This is a genomic window from Klebsiella sp. MPUS7 (genome assembly GCF_009905335.1).
GTDB classification, from domain to species: Bacteria; Pseudomonadota; Gammaproteobacteria; order Enterobacterales; family Enterobacteriaceae; genus Klebsiella; species Klebsiella grimontii.
This window is the reverse complement of the sequence record NZ_CP047604.1, coordinates 4231824-4254412: the sequence shown is the minus strand read 5'-3', so window position 1 is coordinate 4254412 and position 22589 is coordinate 4231824. Positions and strand designations below refer to the sequence as shown.

Sequence of the window (22589 nt, the reverse complement as noted above, 5' to 3'; positions counted from 1 at the left end):
TATTACTCAGTTTACATTTATATATTGCTCACCGTGCCATATTCCAATTCGTGTTTTTTTGTTGGTGAGATCGGTATGCTTTATTTTTACGCTGATACCAGGCATGACATAATAGCGTTCACGGCAGCCTTGCCCCTCATCCTTCGCTTTATCACGACAGGGTCCGTAGGAGATAACGCGGAATGAAGCGTTACCGGTATTGGTTACCGTGTCATTATCGCGACGATAGTCAAATCTTTCTTCACGCGGCGCGACCACCAGAATCGTACCAATAATGGCCGAGGTCGTTGCCTCGCCCTGTTTTTTCTTTTTACTGGCTTCAAACTCGGTCACCGGCTCATCGGTCCAGGATATGCGATAATAACGTTCCTGGTTATCCTGAGGTCCTTTGTAAAAAAAACGAAAGTTCTCTTTAGCATTTCCAGGTAATATCAGACTGGCTGGTGTTGATAATAATTCCGATCTGCTCGCCATCGGGATAACCTTGCCGCCGGCCATAGGCGATGAGATACGCTCCACGCTGACGCTAACGTAACGTGCCGTATCGGTGGTATTAATGATTTCTTTTGCCAGCGTCGAGGCGTCTGGCCCCATTATTGAGGTGACGTCTCCGACATTAATGGCATGGGAGGAGGGCGTCACGGTGAATAAAAAGAGAGAGAGTAATAATGGATTCAGTTTCATGGCGCATCCTTATAAGGAGGCCGAAGCCTCCTTGTCATACCGGACAGGTGTTGGCTACACCTGATTAGATAGTCCATTCCGCATTGAACTGAACGCGAACGTCGCCGCTCCAGTAACCGTCGGTTAAATCTTTGAACTCAGCGGCGGTGCTGCCGTCAGAAGTCGCGGAGTCGATAGTGAAATCGAAGTTACCCTGAGTGCTGACGCGATCGGCGCCTGCGAAGGCGGTCGCGACAGCCAGCGCATCCAGACCCGCGGAGATGTTGTTGGCGGTATCAATCATCGTTACCGGGGTGGTTTTGTTCAGCGCGTTGCCGTTCCAGCTCACACCAACGGCCAGAGTAGAGGCGTCAGTGGTACGGCTCAGGGTGTTGCTGACGATCTGAGAGGTCAGCGTGAAGTCAGTCGCGCCAGACTGGCCCTGGATAGTGATATCAAAAGCGCCTTTCTGAGCGTTAAACGCTTTAATCCCTTCAGCGTACTGGAAGTTCAGGGATTTCAGCGGAGTGACAACCAGCGCGCTGGTGGTGTCTTTAGTTGCGCTAGCATCCCAGCTTGCAGTGGCGGAAGTCGTCACGTTAGCCATTGCGTTGGAAGAGATAAGAGCCGCAGCCACAACACCCGCTAATACGATTTTTTTCATTTTAAATTTCCTGAGAATAATTAAGTTAGTTCCATTTATGGAGTTATTGCTACAAATACTGATAATGACTTTATCCAGATAGAATAATGTTTAACTTCCCTCTGCCTCCCATCTTATTCTGCAAGCTGAGCTTGATTGCGTAAATTCTCTTTTCTGCCATCTGCAATTCTTTTGCTATCTCTTTAACCGACTTCTCTGCGAGTAAATGATCGAGTACCAATACCTCTTGATCGCTAAGTTTTTGACGGTAACCTCGAGCATCTCTTTGACCGAGAAACGAAAGCTGTATTTTCTTTTCAATCTCATCTCGAGTATCGCCGGTATTGATAATCGAAATTATCTGCTGACAGCGGTGTTTCCAGTACAGCGCCAGCGGCTGCGCTAATCTGTCGGCAATCAAAATTACCCGCAAGCCTGTTTTGAGCAGATATTCAATCCATTTATTATTGGTGAATAATCTGATGTTGTAGCGAGAAAAATCAACAAAAATATATCCAGAATTAGAGAAGTTGTAGTGCTTGTTAATTAAAAAACAATGCACACCATTTTTTAAATAGATATTTTTATCAGGCCATACGCAATAGTGAGTTTCAGTGCAGTTAATCGATTTTATCGTAGGTCGTGGATAGATTTCGCACTGATACTGACAGCTTATGCAGTATACCTTCTCATATTTCTGCGGAAGCATATGTCGATTTATTTCCCTATATTGCCTTACCCTATCGTTCAATGATGTGGCTATATTATGGCTAGTTAATAAATGTGACAACTTTAATTTCTGGAGAGTTATATAGATGAAAAATGTGTAAATTCTTAAGTCCAAAAATTGTCTGGATTTATACTAACCTACTATTATGAATAAGAAAAATCTTAAGATACAGAATTTTATGTCGATCTCTCTTTAAGAATAATCCATAGTTACCAGGAATTTTCTCGCTGAATCGGGGAGAATTGGTTAAAAAAAAACAGCACAATAAGTCAAAAAAAACGCTATCTCATCGCTGTTTGTTAATTTTGTGTTTTTATTTTGTTTTATTTCGTGGAGGTTATTCTGTAATGACCTTATTTTTGTAAGGGAAAGTTGCGATATTTTGGATTGTGGGGGAAAGGATTGTCTGGCGAAATATGATCTGGCGTACAAAATGGGGCGTTTTTAAGAGCTAAAACACGTCGCAGTTTGAAGGGAGGTGAATCAGCAGGATGTGCTAAATCTTAACCGGAAGATGCGGACAAATGTTTCTTGTGGAAGTGGGGCGCTTCAGCCTGAACTGGCTCTGCCTGCAGGCCGCCGCAACGCCACCGGAACGACGGCACCATGGATTTTGGCTTGCAGACAAATGAACCAAGACTTTCGATGCGCCCCGGGCGCTTACGCCTTTTTCAGCAGAGGAAGCAGGTGATTCTCGGTAAGAGGAGCAAGCTTAATATGCCGATCCTGGCCCGGCGTATACCAGATAACTTCTTCTATTTCTGCCGTCGGTGTAAAGCTCGCTCTGTTGGTTGCTATTTGAAAGATATCCGCAGAGAGCGTATGGCCCGGCTCGTTTGCCGCCGTATCGGTGAAGCGGCCTACCGGAACCAGTTCTTCAGGTGAGACGAGGAAGTTGAGCTCCTCTTCGAGCTCGCGGATCAGCGCCGCCTCCGAGGCTTCACCGATTTCAGGCTTTCCCCCAGGCTGCATAAAGTATTCCGTCCCTCGTTTGCGTACTAAGAGACAGCGTCCTTGACCGTCGGTGATCATTGCCGCCGCGATGTGAATATTTTTTATGGTGTTCAAGAGATACCCCAGTTATATGCCGATGACGTTCAACGGCCAGCGTACGTTTCGCCTCTCGCGAAACAACGCCGACGCTATCATGATAGCGACCTTAGCGTGCTAATCAATCCCGTCGATTCTTGCAAAACCTGCTGACGGCGCGGACGGCGCTCATTTATGATAGCCTGCGAAATATAACGTCTATGCGGGAAGTGCAGCCTCTATGTCAATTCAGAAAATCGCTCGTCTGGCGGGCGTCTCGGTGGCGACGGTATCGCGGGTATTGAATAACAGCGATACCGTGAAAGCGAAGAATCGCGAACGTGTGCTGCAGGCGATCAAAGAGAGTAACTACCAGCCGAATTTGCTGGCCCGCCAGCTGCGAACGGCCCGCAGCAATATGATTCTGGTGATGGTCTCGAATATCGCCAACCCCTTTTGCGCCGAAGTGGTCAAGGGTATTGAAGAAGAGGCGGAAAAGAACGGCTACCGGATTCTGCTGTGTAATTCCGGTTCGGATTTAGCCCGTTCCACCTCGGGCCTGCAGCTGCTTTCCGGCAAAATGGTCGACGGCATCATCACCATGAACGCGCTCTCCAGCCTGCCGGAACTGACCACCATAATCGGCGACGCGCCCTGGGTTCAGTGCGCGGAATACGCCGATAACGGCAGTATCTCCTGCGTCGGCATCAACGACGTCGACGCGGCGCAGGGCGCCGTTTCCCGGCTGGTCGACGGCGGGCGCAGACGCATTGCTTTAATCAACCACGATCTCAGCTACCGCTATTCCCGTCTGCGCGAGCGCGGCTATAAAAGCGTGCTGCACGTTCGCGAGCTGGACTATCAGCAGGTGATCTACGCCAGCGACTTAAGCGCCGCAGCCGGTACAAAGGCGATGGAGACGCTGCTGGCTCAGGAAGAGAAGCCGGATGCGGTGTTTGCGGTTTCCGATTCGCTGGCGGCGGGCGCGCTGCGGGCCATTGCGCAGGCCGGGCTGCGGGTACCGGAAGATATCGCGGTGGTCGGCTTTGATGGCACCGAACTCGCCGAAGTGGTATCGCCGCAGTTGACCACCGTGGAACAGCCTTCACGCGAAATTGGCCGTACCGCCGTGACGTTATTAATGAAAAGGATCGATAATCCCGACGCCGCGGTTGAGCGGGTGATGATGGACTGGCGCGTCATTTCCCGCGCCAGTGCCTGAGGATATTACTGAGTAAACGCGCCCGCCAGCGAACGAATATCGTTGCCGGTGGGGGACTGATGGATCCGCAAGCCGAATTCGTCAACCACCGCAAATACGTGGTCGAAAATATCCGCCTGGATGCTCTCATACTCTGCCCACACTACCGTGTTGGTGAAGCAATAGATCTCAATCGGCAAACCGTTGGCGTCCGGTGCCAGCTGGCGAACCATTAGCGTCATATCTTTGCGGATGCGCGGATGATTACGCAAATATTCCTGCAAATACGCGCGGAAGGTGCCGATATTGGTCATCTTGCGCTGATTCAATATCGATTGATCGGCGGCGTTCTGCTGGTTCCACAGGCTGATTTCCTGATGACGCGAATCCATATACGGCTTCAGCAGCCGGGCCTGAATTAAGCGCTGCTGCTCCTGTTCATCGAGAAAATGAATGCTGGTGGTATCGATATTCAGGCTGCGCTTAATGCGGCGGCCGCCGGAGGCCGACATACCGCTCCAGTTTTTAAACGAGTCGGAAACCAACGACCAGGTGGGAATGGTGGTGATGGTGTTATCCCAGTTGCGCACCTTCACCGTGGTCAGCCCGATGTCGATCACCGCGCCGTCGGCGCCATATTTCGGCATCTCCAGCCAGTCGCCGAGTTTGAGCATATCGTTGGCGGAGAGCTGGATCCCAGCGACCAGGCCGAGAATCGGGTCTTTGAACACCAGCATCAGTACCGCGGCCATCGCGCCGAGGCCGCTAATCAGAATCGCCGGCGACTGGCCAATCAGTAAGGAGATGACCAGAATGCCGACAATAATCGCGCAGACCAGCTTAATTCCCTGAAATATGCCTTTAAGCGGCAGCTGAGAGGCGGTGGCGAATTTCTGCGATAAATTGAACACCACGTCCAGCAGCGAGAAGAAGGACAGCATCGCGTAGATCATCACCCACAGCTGGGCGCAGGTGGTGAGGATTTCCGCCGCCTCGCTGCCTTTTTGCAGCCACAACACCGCCTGCACGTTGACGATAATCCCCTGCAGGGTGAAGGCCAGACGATGAAACAATTTGTTCTGGGTAATAATTTGCAACCACAGGTGGCTGCTGGCCTGCGCCCGCTTTTCGAAGGTACGCAGCACCACTTTGTGCAGAATAAGGTGAACGACAATCGCCGTCAGAAAAATAATGCCGAAGATAATAATGAGTGAGGTCGTGGCGGTAATTTTGATGCCTAATGCGGCGATTTGCGATATTAATTCCTGCATAACGTCTCCTTTACATCCAGCGGTTATGATGACCGCTGGATGTCTATTATGCAAATTGCAGGTTATGCGGATGTGATTATGAGGTCGCGACCGCCGGGCGGACGTTAAGGTGGTGGCGTAGCCATAGCGCGATGGCGCCCAGTACCAGCATCATCACCACTTCCACCGCGAGGAAATCGATCAGCGCCCGCGGATAGTCGCCGCCGCTGCGCTGGGCAAGGGCTAAGAATAGCGAGCCGAGAATCGCCGGACCCAGACCCAGCGTCGCCTGTTGCAGAGTGCTGAGAATCGCGCTCCCGGCTCCGGCGTCGCAGGCGCTGATATCGCGCATCCCGATACGGTAAAAACTATTGACGATCAGGGCCTGCCCGTAGCCGATAAGCGCCGTGGACGGGACCAGCGCCAGGGGGGTGGTGTGGATACCGAGGCGATAAAAGGTCGCGCTCAGCAGCAGCAGGCCGACAATCTGCACCGCCAGACCAGTCAGCAAAATGCGTCCCATGCTGTAGCGGGCTATCAGTTTCGGCGCGTACAGCGCGGAGATGAAGTAGGCCACGCCGAGGGCGATAAAGCTGTTGCCGGACTGCCACGGCGCCATCCCCAGACCGGCCTGCATGGTCAGCGCCATGCAGAACATGAACGCGGACCAGGCGCTGAAAAAGAGCAGGGCGATGGCCATGCCAAAGCGAATGCTGGTGAGCTTCAACAGGCGAGGCGGCAAAAGCGGCTGCTCGCCGCGCTGCTGTTTGCCCAGCGCGCTGGCCCGCATCCAGATCAGCAGCGGCAGCACCGCAGCCAGCATCAGCTGCAGCGTCCACGGCCAGTGCAGTTCCGGCCCCAGCGCCATCGGAAACAGCAGGCAGCAGAGGATCAGCGCAAGGCTAAAGGTGCCCTGCCAGTCGATGCGCGAATGCGCTTCGCGCCGCGTCTCCGGGACGTATCGCGGACTGAAGGCCAGCACCAGCAGGCAGATCGGCACGTTAATAAAGAAGGCGTTGCGCCAGCCTAAACCGGCGATATCCGCCGACACCAGCCAGCCGCCGCCCATCTGGCCGACGATAAAGGCGATACCGCCAATGCCGCCGTACAGGCTGATGGCCCGGGCGTGGGCGGTGCCTTTCAGGGTGACATGCAAGGTGGCGAGGATTTGCGGCACGATCAGCGCCGCACCGGCCCCTTGCACCACGCGCGCCGCCAGCAGCGTATTGATGGAGTTCGCCATCCCGCACAGCAGGGAGGCGACGCCAAACATCGCCACGCCCCACATAAACAGGCGACGGCGGCCATAGTTGTCGCCAAGCTTGCTGCCCATCGCCAGGCAGACGGCAAAGGCGACGCCGTACAGCGCGACGATCAGCTCCAGCTGAGTGGCGCTGGCGTTAAGCGATTGGGTAATGGAGTCCAGCGCGACGTTGGCGATCGAGGTATCGATCAGCGGCAGCATCTGGCCGGTCAACAGAAGGAATAAACCGGCGCGGCCGGGTGAAACAGCAGACGAATTCATCGGATCTCTCCATTGCGTCATTCAGCGGATAGCCGTAGCATCACCGATAAATTAAACGGGTACCAGTTCCTGCTTATACTGGTATTGGTACTACCATGCTGGAGGTTTTATGACGACCATACCGCAACGTGAATTGACCCTCGCCGCGCCCGATGACGGCCGCAAACAGCTGGGGGCGTTTCTGCGCGCCCGCCGCGAGAGCCTCGACCCGCAGCGCCTGGGGTTGCCCCGCGTTGGCCGGCGGCGCACGCCGGGCCTGCGGCGGGAAGAGGTGGCGATGCTGGCGGACGTCGGCGTTACCTGGTACACCTGGCTGGAGCAGGGGCGGGAGGTCAATCCGTCGGCGGCGGTGCTGGTAGGGGTGGCGAATGCGCTGCAGTGCAGCCCGCTTGAGACCCGGCATCTGTTTGTGCTGGCCGGGCTGACTCCGCCTGAGGCCACTCAGGTGACGGTATGCGAAGGCATCAGCCCCGGCACCCGGCGGATGCTCGATAGCCTGATGCCGCAGCCCGCCAGTATTCAGAATCCCGGCTTTGATATTGTGGCCTGGAACGACAGCTTCTGCCGCCTGATGGGTATCGATTTCGCCACCATCCCGGAGGAAGATCGCAACTGCATTTATCTGTACCTGACTAATGAAACCTGGCGCGGCCGCATCGAGAATCGCGACGTGCTGGCGACGTTTGTCTCCTATTTCCGCGCGGCGATGGCGGAGCATCGCGGCGATCCGCTGTGGGAAAATAAGCTGGCGCGCTTTTTCGCCGCGTCGGCGGAGTTCGAGTCCCTCTGGCATCAGCGCTATGAGGTGCGCGGGGTGGAAAATCAGGTGAAACACTTTAACCATCCGCAGCTCGGCCGCTTCAGCCTGCAGCAGATGTACTGGTACTCGGCCCCGCGCAACGGTTCGCGCCTGCTGGTCTATTTGCCGATGGATGAAACGGGCGAGCAGGCGCTGGCGTGGCTGGATAAACACTAATGACAAGGAATCAGATTGCTGACAAAGTGCAATCTTCAGGAACTGCCCGGCGGCGCGATGCTTGCGCAGGCCTACAGCGCATTGCATAGCAGGTTGATATTGCGGTTTTTCGTAGGCTCGGCAAGGCGCCGCCCGGCAGAAGTGCGAGCACAATAGCCAAAAAAAGGTTTGTCATCAGTCTCAAGGAATGCCCATGAATATTACCCGTAAAGAGCAGCGCATTATTCAGCGCGCGCTAAAGTCGTGGCAGGCCAGCGGCGATTTAGCCCCTGAGGATAGCCAGCGGCTGGCGCAAACGCTGCGCGTCTCTCCCTTCGACTGGCAGCGGCTGAGCCGCTATGCATTCTGGACCGCGCTGGCCTGCGTGCTGGTCGCGCTGGGCAGCCTGTTTGCCGACAGCGCCCTGATTGAGCTTCTGCTGAGCCTGTTCAGCCGCTCGGCGCTGACGCGAATCATCCTGCCCGCGCTGCTGGCGGTAGCCTGCTACGCCTGGGGTTTTCGCCGCCAGCGGCGGGAAACGCAGTGGCACTACAGCACTGAGGCGATCCTCTTTCTGGGGGTTATTTTTACCGCCGTGGCGCTGTGGCAGCTTGGCGAACGTCTGGATACCGGCAGCGGTCATATCGCGCCGCTGTTCCTGGCCGGATGCCTGATTTACGGCGCGATTGGCTTTTTTGCTCGCTCCGGGCTGGTGTGGCTCTTTTTTCTGCTGTCGCTGGGCAACTGGTTCGGTGCAGAAACCGGCTACGTTTCGGGCTGGGGCGCCTACTGGCTGGGCATGAACTACCCGAGCCGCTTCGTGCTGTTCGGCGGCGCGCTGCTTGCGCTCTGCTACGGCGCGCAACACGCTTTGCGCCAGCGCCAGCTGTTTACTGTCAGTAAAGCGATGGGGCTGATCTATCTGTTTATCGCCCTGTGGATCCTGTCGATTTTTGGCAACTATGACCTGGATAGCTGGTCCAGCATAGCGCAAAGGCAGCTGCTGCCGTGGGGGCTGCTGTTCGCCGTGGCGGCGGGGATCTGTATCTATATCAGCCTGAAAACCGACGACGGCATGCTGCGCGGCTTCGGTCTGACGTTCCTGGCGATCAACCTCTATACCCGTTTCTTCGAGTTCTTCTGGGATGGCATGCACAAAGTCGCATTTTTCCTGATCCTCGCAGTCTCGCTGGCGGTAATTGGCCGCTATGCGGAGCGCATCTGGCATGCGGGAAGGGTAACCCATGAATAATTAAGCTTTTTTAAGAAGTGTGGCAGGGGGCAGCGACGTCTTACGCGAATTGTCGTATAAGCGAATTTTACGCTTTTGACAGGGGCGCAAGATGAATAAGGAGTCGATTTTTCGCCAGCTAGAACAACGGATCGTCGGGCGACCGCTGACCGCGGAAGCGCTTGGCGAGTTTAATGCGATGGCGATTGCCGATAGCCTGAAGCAAAAACGCAGTATCATCAGCCATCATCTGAATAATCTCCATCGCGAGCAGCGGGTGGTCAAAGTAAATGGTCGCCCGGTGCTGTTTTTACCCATTGCCGCGCTGCGCGACCACCACCGCCTCGCGGTTCGACACGGCGAATACGCTTCCCTTCAGGCCCTGTGCGCTGAGCGCCAGGATAGTCTGGCGCAGCTGATAGGCGCTCAGGGCAGCCTGCAGGAAGCTTTGCGGCAGTGCAAGGCCGCCATCAGCTACCCCGGCGCAGGTCTACCGCTTCTGCTGCGCGGTCCCACCGGCACGGGGAAAAGTTTCCTTGCGCGCCAGCTCTGGCGTTATGCGATGGAACAGGGCGTTTTGCCTGCTGATGCGCCTTTTACCGTGTTTAACTGCGCTGAGTACGCGAATAATCCAGAGCTGCTGACCTCGAAATTATTCGGGCACGCGAAGGGCGCCTTTACCGGTGCGGATAAATCAGTCCCCGGTCTTATCGAGACCAGCAACGGCGGGGTACTGTTTATTGATGAGGTTCATCGTCTGCCCCCCGAAGGACAGGAGAAGCTGTTCCATTTTATGGATAACGGTAGCTGGCGGCGGCTGGGGGAGAGCAGCGAGGAGCGCAGCGCCACGGTACGGCTGATTTTTGCTTCAACGGAGGATCTGGAAAAGCACTTCCTGGCGACTTTTATTCGTCGTATTCCGGTGATCGTCAAAATCCTGCCGATCGCCGAGCGTGGACAGTATGAAAGACTGGCGTTTATCCATCACTTTTTTCGCCGTGAAGCGCAGCGATTACATCACGATCTGGCGCTGGACGGCGAAATCATCAGCCAGCTGATGCGCGAAACGCTCGAGGGTAACGTCGGCGGACTAGAGAATTTGATCCGCAATATTTGCGCCAGCGCCTGGACATTTGGCGAGCGGGATAGCGATCTTTTACAGATAAAAGCGGGTTTACTGCCCGACCGGTTGCTGGCGGATGCGCCTTTTTCTCTTCAGCAAAATAGCGAACGGGTCATGATTTACCGCGATGGCGACGCGCAGCCTTTGTTTTCCGGTCGTCATCATGAGTATCAACGGCTAACGGAAAATATTTGCAGCCTCTGCGAGGAACTCGGGAAGGACAATATCAGCGCAAGGACCTTTGAAAAGCTCATTTATCAAAACGTGACGCTCTATCTCGATGCGTTGATGAATCAGGAGAGCGCGGTCTCTCTTCAGGACAAGCGGCTGCGCTTTATTGAGGATGTGGGCAAGGCGATCGCCGCCAATTACGATCTCCAGCTGAATGCCGAATTCGCCTATCTTACTGGCCGCTACCTGACCAGCCTGCCTCTTGCTCCGCGCAGCGTTGCCGAGCCCGCGCGTCTGGTGATGCAGCGCTGGCTGGAGTCCTCAGCGGGGCTGGCGCAGCGTGTCGCGGGCAAACTACTGGATGTCGTCAATAACAAATACGATCTGCTCATCGATACGCTTGACCGCCTGGCGGTTGCCGCTATCGTCAGCAATGCGATTGATGCGACCAGCGGCGGAAAAGTGAAAGCGGTGATTATCGCCCACGGCTATTCGACCGCCAGCAGCATTGCGGGGGTCGCCAATCGCCTGATTGGCGAGAAGATCTACCAAGCGATGGACATGCCGATGGAGGTGGCGTTCAGCGACGTCAGCCGCGCCGTGGTTGATTATCTCCAGCATACCGATACCCGAGCCGGAGTCATGGTGCTTATCGATATGGGCTATACCAAAGAGATTGCCGATGCGCTTTTGTCGGTGATTAACGGCCCGCTGGTGGTGGTGGATAACGTCACGACGCGCATGGCGCTGAACGTCGCCAGCGAGATCGCGCTGGGGAAAAATATCGAACATATTGCCGAAGAGATCGTGCCGCTCAATCAGTCGCGCTGGGATGTCTTCTGGCCGACAGAAAAAAAAGAGCGTGCTCTGCTGGTGACCTGCATTACCGGAATCGGTACTGCGTTTAAATTTAAAAATCTGATGGAGAAGAGCCTGCTCAGCGACTTTGATATTAACATTATCGCCTGCGAGTATACGCGCTTAAAAAATAGCCGCACGGCGATATCCTTGCTCCACCAGTATGAAGTGATTGCGGTTGTGGGTACGCACGACCCACAGCTGGCGGGGGTGCCATGGGTAGGTATTGAAGAGCTGCTGGGCGAGCAGGGGCATCGGCATCTCAGTCAGCTCTTAAGCGGCTATCTCAATGAGAAGCAAATTGCGCTGATTAATAAAAATATGGTTCGTGAGTTTTCGCTGCATAACGTCGTCAACTCCTTGACGATACTGAATGCCGGAAAAACGATGAGCCATATTGAGACTATTATTGCAGAGTGGCAAAACACGCTTGGCTTTAATTTTAATAATAATTTAATTATTAGCCTGTATGTGCATCTCAGCTGCATGATTGAGCGTCTGGTAATGCGTAATGAAATTACCCATTATAAAAATCTTGAGCAATTTTCTCGCCAGCACGGAGAATTTATTGCTATGGTGAACCACTCGTTTCAGCGCCTGAAAATACTCTATAACGTGACGCTGCCGGTAGCGGAAATTGGTTATATTCACGATATTTTTGAATTACGCGTTGACGATTTTCGCTGGTAATCCTCAGCGCAGCCCCGGAGCAGGTTGCCGGGGCTGGCAGAGGGTTAGCGAATTAATATTCGACTTTCCACATATAGCGGCGGGTGGTCAGAGGATGGTTGCGGGCGGTGGCCAGCGCCAGGTTGTACACATCAAGAACGCAGTTGTGCAGCAGGCCGCAGAAATATTCGCGCACGCTGGCGTGAAGCGCATCAATTCCCACTTTTTCCACGTCAATAATCTGCAGTTTTCCCTGATAGCGTTCGATAAAGCAGATCGCGCGATCGTCCAGCGGACGGGTGCGGCCGCTGCTTTTTAATAAAATGAACGGCGTTCCCGGTTCGGTAATCTCAAAGGGGCCGTGGAAATACTCGCCGCTATGGATGCTGGCGGAGTTAATCCACTGCATCTCCAACAGAATACAGATGGATTCCTGATGCGCGGCACCGAACGAAGGACCGCTGCCCATCATATAAATGACCTTTTCACTTTTCCAGGCTTCGGCAAAATGCTGCGCATCCGCTTGCACCTGCTGCTGAGCGCCGCGCACCACGGATTCAAAACTGGCAAAGGCGCTGACCATCTCAGCGTAATGGTCGTATCCTTCTGTTTGCGCCAGGATCTCCAGCGCCAGCCACAGGCTGTACGCCGCTTTTTGCTGTGTCGGATCGACAGTTTCGGGATAGCGAGCCCAGCAGTATTCGATAGTGTAATCGCTGTGTTCGCACAGCGGCGTGCCGGGGGTATATACCAGTCCAATCGTAGCCGCGCCTTTTTGACGCGCGATGCGGGCGGCTTCGACCGTTTCAGCGGTGTTGCCCTGCTGAGAGGCAAGGATCACCACGCTATTTTCCCCTAATGCTTGCGGCGTCGCGTGGACAAATTCATTACTGGTCACATAGCCGACGGCCAGCTTTTTCGCTTCACAATCGAGAAAATATTTCCCCGGCCAGAAGCCGGTCAACGAACCCCCGCAGCCAACAAACCACACGCGTTCAATACGTTGCCTGGTTAAAATATCGCGAATAATATGGTGGGCGTTTTTCTGAGCTATAGACATATTGGTCTCCTTGAGATGTAAAGGGTCCTCCGCTGCATGGCGGATAACTTTTACAGGGCATTATTTAATTAAGTTTTTTACTTTTCATTTTCTGGTGGAACTGCGGATCCTTAGGTATTGCGGGATCGACACCCTTCACTGGCGGTAGCCTGGCGCAAACCATTTGCAATGGAATAATATATTCAAAGATTGCAAAGTCTGGATCGTTAATAAACGTAAAGGGCATGTTCTTACCGTTATTGTCAACATGCGGGCCAATGCGATAAATATGCGGCGTCCAACCAGACAGTATTTCCGCCAGACGATCCTGGCGCTCATCGGGATGCGGATCGAGCATAATCAGGGTTGAACGCTCATCGAAGGCGTTATAGATCCCGTGGATGAATTCCTCAAATTCATAGCCGGCCACCGGGCAGCGCAGCGTTTCAAGCATCTTTAGCGCGCCTTCCTGAACGGTGCCAAACAGTTCTGCCGGGCCGGTCAGGCGAATATCTGCGCTGTCGATAAGCGGCCGGGCGTGATTGAGAACCCACGCCTGCGAGGCCTCAATGAGCGTCGGCATATGATTGAACGTCCTCTCCATGCGGACGAGTAGCGCCTTGCGCTCCTCATCGCTCAGGCGCTGCTGGCGGCTGGCGACGGCAAGCGCAAGCAGTATCAGGTTGAGTATGGTGCAGTGATAACCTTTGGTTTTGGCGCCGGCGCGCTCTTCTCCACAGGGGACCGTCAGGATCAAATCTGCCGCCTGGTCGATGGCAGCTGGCGCTTCCCCGGCCATGGAAGCGGTAAGGTGCCCGGCTGCCCGGGCGCGCTCCATTGCGGCGAGAGTGGAGAGGCTGCCGCCTCCCTGAGAAATGCCGATGACCAGCGCTTTGCCGCTGAGGGAAAGTGCCATCTCGTCCAGCAGGAAGGGCCAGTATACATCGACCGGGATGCCGCACCACTGCTGCATAAACGACCGCGCGGTCAGCGCGCCGTTGTAAGACGTACCGGAACCGGTCAGGATGATTCGAGAGATCCCGCGATCCGCCAGCGCTTTCGCCGCTTGCCAGAGATCTTCCCGCGTCTGCGTTAGCATAGCGAGCAGGCGAGCGGGGGTTTCATTCATATAGTCTTCTACGTGCATGGGTAATATTCCTCTTCTTAAAGCAGGCCTAACGCGCTGGCCGCCATGCCAAACGCGATGGTGCCTAACAGGATCCAGTTGATGTTGACTCCCTTACGGATCAGCTTGTACATCCCAAGGGTGAAAAGCAGAGGCAGCAGCGAAGGAAGTATTTTGTCGATAAACTCCTGTGCCTTCATGGTCGTCTGCCCGGCAGTGAAGCTGAGCGGGGTGGTGATATCTATCATACTGGCGGTCATCGCGCCGACGACCATCAGGCCAACGATTGACGCGATATAGGTGACCCGATCCATGAGTCCGCTTTGGTAAATCCGCATCAGCCAGGTGGTGCCAGCCCGATAGCCGAGCTTCAGCCCATACCAGCGGCATAACAGATGCGGTAGGTTATAAACTAACAACGCCATTATCGGTCCCAGGAGGCTGCCCTGCTGGGCGAAATAAATCCCCATCCCGGCGGCAATCACCTTCAATGACCCCCAGAATATGGAGTCACCGATACCCGCCAGCGGCCCCATCAGGCTGGTTTTAATCGCGTTTATTGATTCTTCATTAAATTCGGGATTGCGCTGATTCTCCTCTTCCATAGCGATCGACAAGCCGAAGATAAAGGTGGAGAGGTGCGGCGTAGTGTTAAACAGCACCAGATGGCGCTGCAGGGCGCGCCCCAGTTCCGTCGGGTCCTGATAGATACGCTTCAGGGCCGGCGACATTGCGAAGGCGTAGCCCATATGCTGCTGGCGCTCGTAGTTCCACGAGCCCTGCAGCGTAAAGGAGCGCCAGAACACGCTGCGTAAATCCCGAGCGGTGACCCGGCTTGCGTCATCGCTTTGCGGCTGGGCGGCGCCTGACAGGGTCTGCGTCATTTCACTCATGATTAGCTCTCCTGCTGCTTAAGATTAAGAAACTGGCTGATGATAAAAGCCAACACCACTGCGAATAGCGCGATGGCGATGATATCCAGTTTGGTATATGCCGCTATCAAAAATCCCAGACCGAGGTACGGCATAAGTTTGCTGCTGAGCATCATGCTGATCAGCAGGGCGAAGCCGAGCGCCGGCAGGATCTTACTGGCGACGATCAATCCGTTGGTGATCACCGGCGGAATCGCCTCAAGGAACCAGCTAACCGCCGAAGAGCCGAGCAGGATGGCGAAAAAAACCGGCAGAAATCCGTTTAAAAAATAGAGCAGCGTCGGACCGCCGAGGTGCATCAGGCCGACCATCCGGGTATTACCTTGCGCCGCATAGCGGTCCGCCAGATGACCGAAGCGGGCGTTCACCACGCGTACCAGAATGCCCAGCGTTTGCGCCAGCATTGAGACGGGGATGGCGATGGTGAGTGCAGCCTCCGGACCGCGGCCGGACATGATCGAAAACGCGGTCGCCAGTACGGAGCCGGTCACGATATCGGGTGGGTGCGCGGCGCCGATGGCGACGTTGCCGAGAAAAATAAGCTCCAGCGTAGCGCCAATCAGAATCCCCTCATGCAGATTGCCGCAGACCAGACCGGTGAGGGTGCACATCACCAGCGGCCGGTCGATCATCGATACCCCAAGCAGGCGGCCATCGAGGATCCCCAGGGCGGCAATCAGTCCGAGTAACGTTGCGGTGAGCAACATAGTGACCTCCGAAGTTAAAGTTGTTCGTTGAGGAGCTCGGCCGAGTGGGCGGGTACCTGACGCATCTCCAGCCGAATGCCTTTCTCTTTCAGCGCTCTGCTATCGGCGATTTCCTCTTCGGTCAGATAGATGGCCTTGCCGAATTGTCTTGCGCCCTCCTTCTGCGGCAGACCGCCGTAGTTAATGGCGTTAATTCCCGGGACTTTTTCTACCAGCGCGAGGGTTTCAGCAGTATTGCCAAGGACCACCATGACTTTTTTATGATCCAACTTGCCGCCGTTAAGCTTTTCCGCCGCCTGTTCAACGGTGGCGATGTCCAGCGTGACGCCCGCCGGCTTAGCCAGGTTAAGCGACATCGTAATGAAGGCATCCGCCGCGGCTTTGGCGTTAGCGACGATGATATGGTCGATATCCAGCGCTCGGGTCCAGGCAAAAACCACCTGGCCGTGCAGCAGCCGATAATCAATGCGCACGAGTTTAATCATGAGATTCTCCCTGTGGGTCAGAGGATGGTTGTGTTAGTAGAGGGTTGATGAAAACAATGGATTCACGCGCCGCGCTGGTGGCGTAGACAATCGCGGCCTCGGTAGTGGCTTCTTCGCACAGCAGAAACTCCAGCAGCAGAGTCAGATTGATGCCGGCGACCACGAAAACGTTACGATGGCGCATCAAGACGCTCACGGCGCTATTGTTGATACTGCCGCCAAGCAGGTCGGTAAAGATCACCACTTCATCACCATTCGCCTGGACGATGAGATGCTCCAGGGTTTGCTCCAGCTGTTCGGTGGTCACGATATCTTCGTCATAGGCGCAGACCGGGATAACGCCGTGTTCGTCGCCAATCAGCAGCGATAAACTGTTCACCAGTCCGCGAGCAAAATGGCCGTGGCTGGCCACATAGATATGTTTCACCCGGTTTCTCCTTCATCCAGATAGTGGTATCTGTTAAGAGCAAAGGGCGTGCCAGAAATAAAAAATATTATTTATCAATTAATTAAAGCGGCTGGTTCACACTAAAGGCGTTATTCCTGGCACAAGCGGGCTTATTAACGCCGGAAACCTGGCACAAAAGGCAGAAAAAGAGGGGGAAAGAGTGGGGGGAGAAAGTCCCGGGCGAGACGCTGCTGCGCCATGGCCCGGGCGTTCCCGGCAGAAGGGAATTAAATCTCGGTAATGGTCGTCGCCTGCGGCAGGCGTGACTTCGGCAGGGCGGCGTTGAAGTCTTCGACGCTATGATGGCCGACCGGTACCACCACCAGGCTGGTGTAGCCCTGGGCTTTCAGGTCGAATTCGGCATCGAGAATCGCGAAATCGACGCCTTCAATCGGCACGGCGTCCAGACCCATGGCCGCGACGCCAAGCAGGAAGTTGCCGACGTTGAGATAAACCTGCTTCGCCATCCACTGGTCGTCGTCGTGCAGCTCTTTGCGGTGCATATCGGCAAAGAAGGTACGGCCTTTGTGGTTCGCGGCTTTGGCTTCGGCGTTCGCAAAGCGGCCGTCGGCCTCTTCCTGATCGACCACGCGCTCAAGCCAGGCGTCATCCATTGCGGTTTTGGCGCAGAAAACCACCACGTGGGAGGCATCGAGAATTTTACGTTCGTTAAACACGTAGGTGCCGCTTGCCGCTTTGGCGACGCGCGCTTTACCTGCATCGCTGCTGGCAACGATAAAGTGCCACGGCTGGGAGTTGGTGCTTGACGGGCTGTACTGCAGCAGCGTTTTCAGGTTTTCCGCCTGCTCGGCAGTCAGCTTTTTAGTGGCGTCAAATGCCTTTGTGGAGTAGCGCTTTAAGGCAACCGATACGATATCCATACTCTTCCTCACTGTTTACAACCCCTTGCGGGTGCGTTTCGTGAAGGAAGAGTACAGCGATGACGGAAAAAAGATAAGGGGCAAAAATGCGATAACACTTATCGCGCAGCGCTGAAAATCACCGCGGGCGCAGCCGCTGCTGCTCTTTTTTACTGAGTTTATCGACGATCAGGTTCCACGAATCATCGATCAGCTCCGCCAGCAGATCTACGCTGATATCTTCGCCGGGAACCACGGTGATCCAGTGCTTTTTGTTCATGTGATAGCCGGGCTCGATGCTGCGGTAAATCGCCTGATGAAGCAGTGATTTCTGCGGATCGCACTTCAGGTTAACCAGCGCGCGGCCGCGAACCGTCGCGGTCAGCATAAAAATCCGCCCGCCGACTTTAAACACATCGTACTCCGGGCCAAACGGCCAGCAGTGCTCGGTAAAGGGGAGCTCCAGCGCGATACGATGCGCGTGGTCATGCAGCGAGCGGTGGTCCATCAGCGATTGTCCTCGGCAAGCGCCTGCCACATCGCTTCAAAGCCCAGCTCGACAAAACGTACGGCGCGCTCCGGCTCGTGGCAGGCGTATTCAATGGTAGTTTCGGCCAGCGAAAGAAACAGCGCATCGCCAAAGGTGCGGTATTCTTCGGATTGAAAAACGGGCTTGATTGAACGCTGGCAGAGTTCATTGAGCTCGGGAAACATCTCTTTGACGCGGTTGCGGGTTTCGTCGGTGATCCTTTCACTCAGCGCCATCCGGCGAATCGCTTTATGCTCCATGGGATTACGCACGCCCCAGCCGATATAGCTGTTCCAGATATTGCGCGTGTTCTCTTTCGACTCGGTCTCGTTCGGGTTGAGACCGGCGATCATTGTCTTAACCAGATCCGCTTTTATGGTCAGATAAAGCTCGTTGAGCAGATCGTCCTTGGTGGCAAAGTAGCGAAACAGCGTACCCTCGGCAACCCCGGCGCTGCGGGCGATGGCGGAGGTTGAGGCGGCGATTCCCGATTGGGCAAAGGCGGCGGTTGCGGCCTCCAGTAACGCTTGCTTTTTATCTTCACTCTTAGGACGAGCCACTACACTTTACCTCACACATGATAAAACCACGATCTAAGCATGCCTGACATGGGCACTGCAACGCTGTCTGTCAAAATTTGAAAATCGTCTTGACGACTTTCAGCTTCTTCCTAATAATGAGTGCTTACTCACTCATAATCAAGCCTTATAACTAAAACCTCCAGGAAGGAGGATTTCGCCAGGTCAGGATATGAACCGTGTCACTTTCAGCGTGGTCGCCATCATGTTATTAGCGTCAGCAACAACTTTGCCGTTTGTGTTAAATGCCGGATTTGGTCAGGCGCCGCAGGGCGCGCAGCTCAGCCTGGTGGAGCAGTCTCCGCACTATCGCGACGGCCAGTTTCACAATCAGCTTCCGACGCCTGGGTTTACCGGGCAAAAAAATATGCTGGCCGCGTGGTGGGAATTTCTGGTCGCCAAACGGGAAAACGCCAGACCTGCCCAGCCGCTGCCGCTGGTGAACACCGATCTGGCCAGCCTGCCGTTAGGGCAGGACGCGATGGTCTGGCTGGGGCACTCCTCGTGGTATCTGCAGCTGGCGGGCCAGCGCATCCTGATTGACCCGGTGTTTAGTCGCTATGCGGCGCCGTTCTCGTTTATTAATAAGGCCTTTGCCGGGGATTACCCGTGGCACGCTGAGGGCATGCCGGAGATCGACCTGCTGATTATCTCGCACGATCATTACGACCACCTCGATTACGCCACCATTAAAGCGCTGATGCCGAAGGTCAAGCGGGTGGTGACGCCGCTGGGCGTCGGGTCGCATCTGCGCTACTGGGGAATGGAGAGCGCGATAATCAGCGAGGCGGACTGGAATCAGTCGGTTCAGGTGAGCGGTGAGCTGACGGTGCACGTCCTGCCGGCGCGCCACTTTTCCGGCCGCGGCCTCAAGCGCAACCAGACCCTGTGGGCCAGCTTCATGTTCGTCACCCCGCAGCAGAAAATTTACTACAGCGGCGACAGCGGCTACGGCCCGCACTTTAAAGCCATCGGCGAACAGTTTGGCGCGGTGGATTTGGCGATCATGGAAAACGGTCAGTATGACCAGGACTGGAAGTACATCCACATGATGCCGGAAGAGACGGCGCAAGCCGCTGACGATGTGCGCGCACGCGCGGTGTTGCCGGGCCATGCCGGGCGCTTCGTGCTGGCAAAACACACATGGGACGATCCGTACATAAGGCTGGCGGAGGCCAGCACAGGGCGACCGTGGCGACTGCTGACGCCAATGTTGGGTGAGCCGGTTTGGGTCGCTGATAAAACGCAATCATTTAACGCCTGGTGGCGCTAACGATGAGAGTGGTTCAGGAGGAGAGAGGACATATGACTATTTCCGCTCAGGTCATTGATACTATCGTCGAGTGGATTGATGATAATTTGCATCAACCGCTACGTATCGACGATATTGCGCGCCACGCCGGTTACTCGAAGTGGCATTTGCAACGGCTGTTTTTACAGTACAAAGGGGAGAGTCTGGGGCGCTATATCCGCGAGCGTAAGCTGCTGCTGGCGGCGCGCGATCTGCGCGATACCGATCAGCGGGTCTACGATATTTGCCTGAAATACGGTTTTGACTCGCAGCAAACCTTTACCCGTATCTTCACCCGCACGTTTAACCTGCCGCCGGGCGCCTACCGTAAAGAAAACCACAGCCGCGCGCACTGAAAGCGTCCGCCGGGGGAAGACCGGCGGACGTTTTTCTTACCAGGCGTAGTTCACCGTCGCCGTCACCGTCCGACCAATGCCGTAGAAGCAGGCGCTATCGCTGGCGCAGGAGGCCACGTATTTGGTATTGGCGAGGTTGTTGACGTTGAACTGCACTTTCGCCCCTTTCAGGCTCGAATTCAGCTCGCCTAACTCATAGCTGACCATGGCGTCGTACAGATCCACTGCCGGTACCTTAAACGTGTTTTTCGCATCGCCGTAGCTGGTGCCGATATAGCGTACGCCAACGCCCGCGGTCAGGCTTTTTAACGCGCCGTCCGGCAGGGTATAGCTGGTGAACGCCGAAGCCATATGGGTCGGAATGCGTGCCGGCGTTTTCCCTTCGGTACCGACGACGGTGGTATTGACGGTTTCCGCGTCGGTGTAGGTGTAAGACGCGATCAGATTGAGGTTATCGAAAACCGTCGCGTGCGCTTCGGCTTCAACGCCTTTCGAGCGCACTTTACCGCTGTTTTCAAACCACCCGGCCGCGCTGTTGTAGGTCGCGACGTTGCTCTGCGTCAGATCGTACAGCGCGAGGGTCATCAACGCGTTTGGGTCAGGCTGGTATTTCAGACCCACCTCAACCTGTTTGCCTTCGCTGGGATCGAATGGTCCGACGCCCGGTGCGCGGTTGGTTTGCAGGTTAGGTTCGAAGGAGGTGCTGTAGCTGATATAGGGGGAAAGACCGGAATCAAAGGCGTACAGCAGGCCGGTGCGCCAGGTGAACTTATTATCATTCTGCTGGGTGCCGCTGGCGTCGGTAAAATCGGTGGTGCGCACTTCCGCCCAGTCGTAGCGCCCGGAAACTAACAGTTCCCAGTTCCGCCAGCTCAGCTGATCCTGAACATACACCCCGGTCTGGTCGAGATTTTGCTGTTCATTAGTGGCGGGACTGAAGGCGCTTTCATCGACGTTAACCCCGTAGCTCGGGCTGCGCCAGTCGATATCGTACTGCGAGCCGCCGGCCCGACCAAGATACTGCTTATCCTTACTGGTTTTGTAATCCACACCGCCAATCACCGTATGCGCCACCTGACCGCTGGCGAACTGCGCTTCAAGCTGGTTATCGATGCCAAACTCATCGGTCTGGCGCTGTTCATGCTGGGCGCGGCGGGAGAGTACCGAGCTGTTGGCGGCGCTGGTGGAGTAAACCAGGTAGCGATACTTCTGTTTGATGGTGGCGTAGCGGGCATTCTGGCGCAGAGTCAAGGTATCGTTGAGCTGGTGCTCAAATTCATAGCCAATCATCGTTTGTTCACGCCACGACTGGTTGTAGCTGGGATCGCTGACGTTAAAATCGCGCGGAATATAGCTGCCGTCGACGCTTTCCACGGTACCGTAACGCGGCAGGAAGTTACGGTAGCCGGCGTCCGGGTCTTTCTGATAGCTGGTTAACAGGGTAAAGCGCGTGGCGTCATTAGGATACCAGGTGAGGGCGGGAGCGATAGCCATCCGCGTCTCTTTATAGTCATCGATCTGGTTATTCTGGGTGCGGGCGATCCCGTTCAGGCGATAGAGCAGGTGGCCGTCATCGCTCAGCGTACCGCCAACGTCGAAAGCGCCTTCGGCGAGGTGGTTATTACCGGTACGGAACTGCACCTCATGAATCGGCTGGCTGGTCGGTCGTTTGCTGGTCATGCTAATCAGCCCGCCGGGGTTGACCTGACCAAACAGCACCGAGGCCGGGCCGCGCACCAGCTCGACGCGCTCCAGCAGCCACGGGTCGAACGTGCCGGTTTGCGACGAGGCGGTGGCGCCGTAGCTCAGGCCATCAAGGAATTTGGGCACGTAGCTGAAGCCGCGTACGAATACCTCGTCGTTGCGGTTAGATGAACCTCGGTATTCGGTAAAAACGCCCGCGCTATAGCGCAGCGCCTGGGAAACCGAGGTGACGTCCAGCGCCCGCATTTGATCGCGGGTGACCACCGATACCGACTGCGGCGTTTTGACGATCTCCGCGGCGGTCTTTGTTGCCGACAGCGTTTTTGTCGCCACGATTCCCTTCAGCGGCGCGGTGGGATCCTCGCCGCTGCCGGCGGTGACGACGATCGTTTCCTCCGCCGCCAGCGCCAGCCCGCCAAACAGAGATGCCGCCACGCCCGCGGCCCAGAAAGCTGTTATCTTATTATATTTAAACATGTTTATTTT

Annotated in this window: 22 protein-coding genes; 6 read left to right on the top strand and 16 right to left on the bottom strand. The window is 55.4% G+C overall.

The features are described from left to right. Positions 1–6: 6 nt before the first annotated feature. The 4 genes from GUC22_RS19900 to GUC22_RS19885 all read right to left on the bottom strand — a co-directional run bounded on the left by GUC22_RS19900 (position 7) and on the right by GUC22_RS19885 (position 3095). Positions 7–684, bottom strand: a complete 678-nt coding sequence (locus GUC22_RS19900; RefSeq protein ID WP_049099582.1) for a hypothetical protein — start codon at positions 682–684, stop codon at positions 7–9. A gap of 64 nt (positions 685–748) precedes the next feature. Then, positions 749–1327: a common pilus major fimbrillin subunit EcpA gene (gene ecpA, locus GUC22_RS19895; RefSeq protein WP_049099583.1), complete on the bottom strand. Its 579-nt coding sequence runs from the start codon at positions 1325–1327 to the stop codon at positions 749–751. A 70-nt stretch (positions 1328–1397) separates the two neighbouring features. Next, a complete protein-coding gene (locus tag GUC22_RS19890; protein ID WP_004135339.1) occupies positions 1398–2015 on the bottom strand; it encodes a LuxR C-terminal-related transcriptional regulator in 618 nt (205 codons plus the stop codon). A gap of 681 nt (positions 2016–2696) precedes the next feature. Further along, a complete protein-coding gene (locus GUC22_RS19885; protein WP_024358878.1) occupies positions 2697–3095 on the bottom strand; it encodes an NUDIX hydrolase in 399 nt (132 codons plus the stop codon). Positions 3096–3306: 211 nt separating this feature from the next. Here GUC22_RS19885 and GUC22_RS19880 point away from each other — a divergent pair, with 211 nt between their 5' ends. Continuing rightward, complete coding sequence (locus tag GUC22_RS19880; protein WP_049099584.1) at positions 3307–4287, top strand: LacI family DNA-binding transcriptional regulator; 981 nt, start codon at positions 3307–3309, stop codon at positions 4285–4287. A 5-nt stretch (positions 4288–4292) separates the two neighbouring features. Here the strand turns inward: GUC22_RS19880 and GUC22_RS19875 are convergent, their stop codons facing one another. Both GUC22_RS19875 and GUC22_RS19870 read right to left on the bottom strand, forming a co-directional pair. Next, on the bottom strand, positions 4293–5537 hold the full coding sequence (locus GUC22_RS19875) for a mechanosensitive ion channel family protein (RefSeq protein ID WP_049087492.1): 1245 nt from the start codon (positions 5535–5537) through the stop codon (positions 4293–4295). A gap of 76 nt (positions 5538–5613) precedes the next feature. After that, the gene (locus GUC22_RS19870; protein WP_049099585.1) at positions 5614–7041 is read right to left on the bottom strand and encodes an MFS transporter; all 1428 of its coding nucleotides are present in this window, start codon (positions 7039–7041) and stop codon (positions 5614–5616) included. Between the two features lie 109 nt (positions 7042–7150). On the opposite strand from GUC22_RS19870, the gene GUC22_RS19865 reads away from it, so the two are divergent. The 3 genes from GUC22_RS19865 to GUC22_RS19855 all read left to right on the top strand — a co-directional run bounded on the left by GUC22_RS19865 (position 7151) and on the right by GUC22_RS19855 (position 12069). Then, positions 7151–8017, top strand: coding sequence for a helix-turn-helix transcriptional regulator (locus GUC22_RS19865; RefSeq protein WP_154932378.1), 867 nt, complete (start codon positions 7151–7153; stop codon positions 8015–8017). Between the two features lie 193 nt (positions 8018–8210). Continuing rightward, complete coding sequence (locus GUC22_RS19860; RefSeq protein WP_049132048.1) at positions 8211–9248, top strand: hypothetical protein; 1038 nt, start codon at positions 8211–8213, stop codon at positions 9246–9248. A 91-nt stretch (positions 9249–9339) separates the two neighbouring features. Next, the gene (locus tag GUC22_RS19855; protein ID WP_024273887.1) at positions 9340–12069 is read left to right on the top strand and encodes a sigma 54-interacting transcriptional regulator; all 2730 of its coding nucleotides are present in this window, start codon (positions 9340–9342) and stop codon (positions 12067–12069) included. A gap of 52 nt (positions 12070–12121) precedes the next feature. On the opposite strand, the gene GUC22_RS19850 is transcribed toward GUC22_RS19855, so the two are convergent. The 9 genes from GUC22_RS19850 to GUC22_RS19810 form a co-directional block, all read right to left on the bottom strand. Continuing rightward, complete coding sequence (locus GUC22_RS19850; protein WP_049087489.1) at positions 12122–13108, bottom strand: SIS domain-containing protein; 987 nt, start codon at positions 13106–13108, stop codon at positions 12122–12124. Between the two features lie 64 nt (positions 13109–13172). After that, positions 13173–14234 carry an SIS domain-containing protein gene (locus tag GUC22_RS19845; protein WP_049132047.1) on the bottom strand — a complete coding sequence of 354 codons (1062 nt, stop codon included), beginning with the start codon at positions 14232–14234 and terminating at the stop codon, positions 13173–13175. Between the two features lie 17 nt (positions 14235–14251). Beyond that, positions 14252–15106 carry a PTS system mannose/fructose/sorbose family transporter subunit IID gene (locus tag GUC22_RS19840; RefSeq protein ID WP_004099982.1) on the bottom strand — a complete coding sequence of 285 codons (855 nt, stop codon included), beginning with the start codon at positions 15104–15106 and terminating at the stop codon, positions 14252–14254. Positions 15107–15108: 2 nt separating this feature from the next. Further along, positions 15109–15852 carry a PTS mannose/fructose/sorbose/N-acetylgalactosamine transporter subunit IIC gene (locus GUC22_RS19835; RefSeq protein WP_049085621.1) on the bottom strand — a complete coding sequence of 248 codons (744 nt, stop codon included), beginning with the start codon at positions 15850–15852 and terminating at the stop codon, positions 15109–15111. A gap of 14 nt (positions 15853–15866) precedes the next feature. Then, positions 15867–16337: a PTS sugar transporter subunit IIB gene (locus GUC22_RS19830; RefSeq protein ID WP_004099987.1), complete on the bottom strand. Its 471-nt coding sequence runs from the start codon at positions 16335–16337 to the stop codon at positions 15867–15869. Continuing rightward, a complete protein-coding gene (locus GUC22_RS19825) occupies positions 16330–16764 on the bottom strand; it encodes a PTS sugar transporter subunit IIA (protein WP_004099989.1) in 435 nt (144 codons plus the stop codon). The genes GUC22_RS19830 and GUC22_RS19825 overlap by 8 nt, the downstream gene beginning before the upstream one ends. Before the next feature lie 248 nt (positions 16765–17012). Then, the gene (nfsB, locus tag GUC22_RS19820; RefSeq protein WP_004135351.1) at positions 17013–17666 is read right to left on the bottom strand and encodes an oxygen-insensitive NAD(P)H nitroreductase; all 654 of its coding nucleotides are present in this window, start codon (positions 17664–17666) and stop codon (positions 17013–17015) included. 118 nt (positions 17667–17784) lie between these two features. After that, on the bottom strand, positions 17785–18153 hold the full coding sequence (locus tag GUC22_RS19815) for an MmcQ/YjbR family DNA-binding protein (protein ID WP_004135353.1): 369 nt from the start codon (positions 18151–18153) through the stop codon (positions 17785–17787). Further along, on the bottom strand, positions 18153–18734 hold the full coding sequence (locus GUC22_RS19810) for a TetR/AcrR family transcriptional regulator (protein ID WP_004135355.1): 582 nt from the start codon (positions 18732–18734) through the stop codon (positions 18153–18155). The genes GUC22_RS19815 and GUC22_RS19810 overlap by 1 nt, the downstream gene beginning before the upstream one ends. A gap of 190 nt (positions 18735–18924) precedes the next feature. Between GUC22_RS19810 and GUC22_RS19805 the strand changes: the two genes are divergently transcribed. Next, a complete protein-coding gene (locus GUC22_RS19805; RefSeq protein ID WP_049103412.1) occupies positions 18925–20025 on the top strand; it encodes an MBL fold metallo-hydrolase in 1101 nt (366 codons plus the stop codon). A 32-nt stretch (positions 20026–20057) separates the two neighbouring features. Further along, positions 20058–20399 (top strand): RamA family antibiotic efflux transcriptional regulator, encoded by a 342-nt coding sequence (locus tag GUC22_RS19800; protein ID WP_004130221.1) that lies wholly within the window; start codon positions 20058–20060, stop codon positions 20397–20399. A 36-nt stretch (positions 20400–20435) separates the two neighbouring features. On the opposite strand, the gene GUC22_RS19795 is transcribed toward GUC22_RS19800, so the two are convergent. Continuing rightward, positions 20436–22580 carry a TonB-dependent siderophore receptor gene (locus GUC22_RS19795; RefSeq protein ID WP_004135359.1) on the bottom strand — a complete coding sequence of 715 codons (2145 nt, stop codon included), beginning with the start codon at positions 22578–22580 and terminating at the stop codon, positions 20436–20438. Between the last annotated feature and the right edge of the window lie 9 nt (positions 22581–22589).

Excerpts from the sequence above, each read along its gene's own strand:
- GUC22_RS19900 (WP_049099582.1), bottom strand. The coding sequence starts at position 684 with ATGAAACTGAATCCATTATTACTCTCTCTCTTTTTATTCACCGTGACG.
- ecpA (WP_049099583.1), bottom strand. The coding sequence starts at position 1,327 with ATGAAAAAAATCGTATTAGCGGGTGTTGTGGCTGCGGCTCTTATCTCT.
- GUC22_RS19890 (WP_004135339.1), bottom strand. The coding sequence starts at position 2,015 with ATGCTTCCGCAGAAATATGAGAAGGTATACTGCATAAGCTGTCAGTAT.
- GUC22_RS19880 (WP_049099584.1), top strand. The coding sequence starts at position 3,307 with ATGTCAATTCAGAAAATCGCTCGTCTGGCGGGCGTCTCGGTGGCGACG.
- GUC22_RS19875 (WP_049087492.1), bottom strand. The coding sequence starts at position 5,537 with ATGCAGGAATTAATATCGCAAATCGCCGCATTAGGCATCAAAATTACC.
- GUC22_RS19870 (WP_049099585.1), bottom strand. The coding sequence starts at position 7,041 with ATGAATTCGTCTGCTGTTTCACCCGGCCGCGCCGGTTTATTCCTTCTG.
- GUC22_RS19865 (WP_154932378.1), top strand. The coding sequence starts at position 7,151 with ATGACGACCATACCGCAACGTGAATTGACCCTCGCCGCGCCCGATGAC.
- GUC22_RS19860 (WP_049132048.1), top strand. The coding sequence starts at position 8,211 with ATGAATATTACCCGTAAAGAGCAGCGCATTATTCAGCGCGCGCTAAAG.
- GUC22_RS19855 (WP_024273887.1), top strand. The coding sequence starts at position 9,340 with ATGAATAAGGAGTCGATTTTTCGCCAGCTAGAACAACGGATCGTCGGG.
- GUC22_RS19850 (WP_049087489.1), bottom strand. The coding sequence starts at position 13,108 with ATGTCTATAGCTCAGAAAAACGCCCACCATATTATTCGCGATATTTTA.
- GUC22_RS19845 (WP_049132047.1), bottom strand. The coding sequence starts at position 14,234 with ATGCACGTAGAAGACTATATGAATGAAACCCCCGCTCGCCTGCTCGCT.
- GUC22_RS19840 (WP_004099982.1), bottom strand. The coding sequence starts at position 15,106 with ATGAGTGAAATGACGCAGACCCTGTCAGGCGCCGCCCAGCCGCAAAGC.
- GUC22_RS19835 (WP_049085621.1), bottom strand. The coding sequence starts at position 15,852 with ATGTTGCTCACCGCAACGTTACTCGGACTGATTGCCGCCCTGGGGATC.
- GUC22_RS19830 (WP_004099987.1), bottom strand. The coding sequence starts at position 16,337 with ATGATTAAACTCGTGCGCATTGATTATCGGCTGCTGCACGGCCAGGTG.
- nfsB (WP_004135351.1), bottom strand. The coding sequence starts at position 17,666 with ATGGATATCGTATCGGTTGCCTTAAAGCGCTACTCCACAAAGGCATTT.
- GUC22_RS19815 (WP_004135353.1), bottom strand. The coding sequence starts at position 18,153 with ATGGACCACCGCTCGCTGCATGACCACGCGCATCGTATCGCGCTGGAG.
- GUC22_RS19805 (WP_049103412.1), top strand. The coding sequence starts at position 18,925 with ATGAACCGTGTCACTTTCAGCGTGGTCGCCATCATGTTATTAGCGTCA.
- GUC22_RS19800 (WP_004130221.1), top strand. The coding sequence starts at position 20,058 with ATGACTATTTCCGCTCAGGTCATTGATACTATCGTCGAGTGGATTGAT.
- GUC22_RS19795 (WP_004135359.1), bottom strand. The coding sequence starts at position 22,580 with ATGTTTAAATATAATAAGATAACAGCTTTCTGGGCCGCGGGCGTGGCG.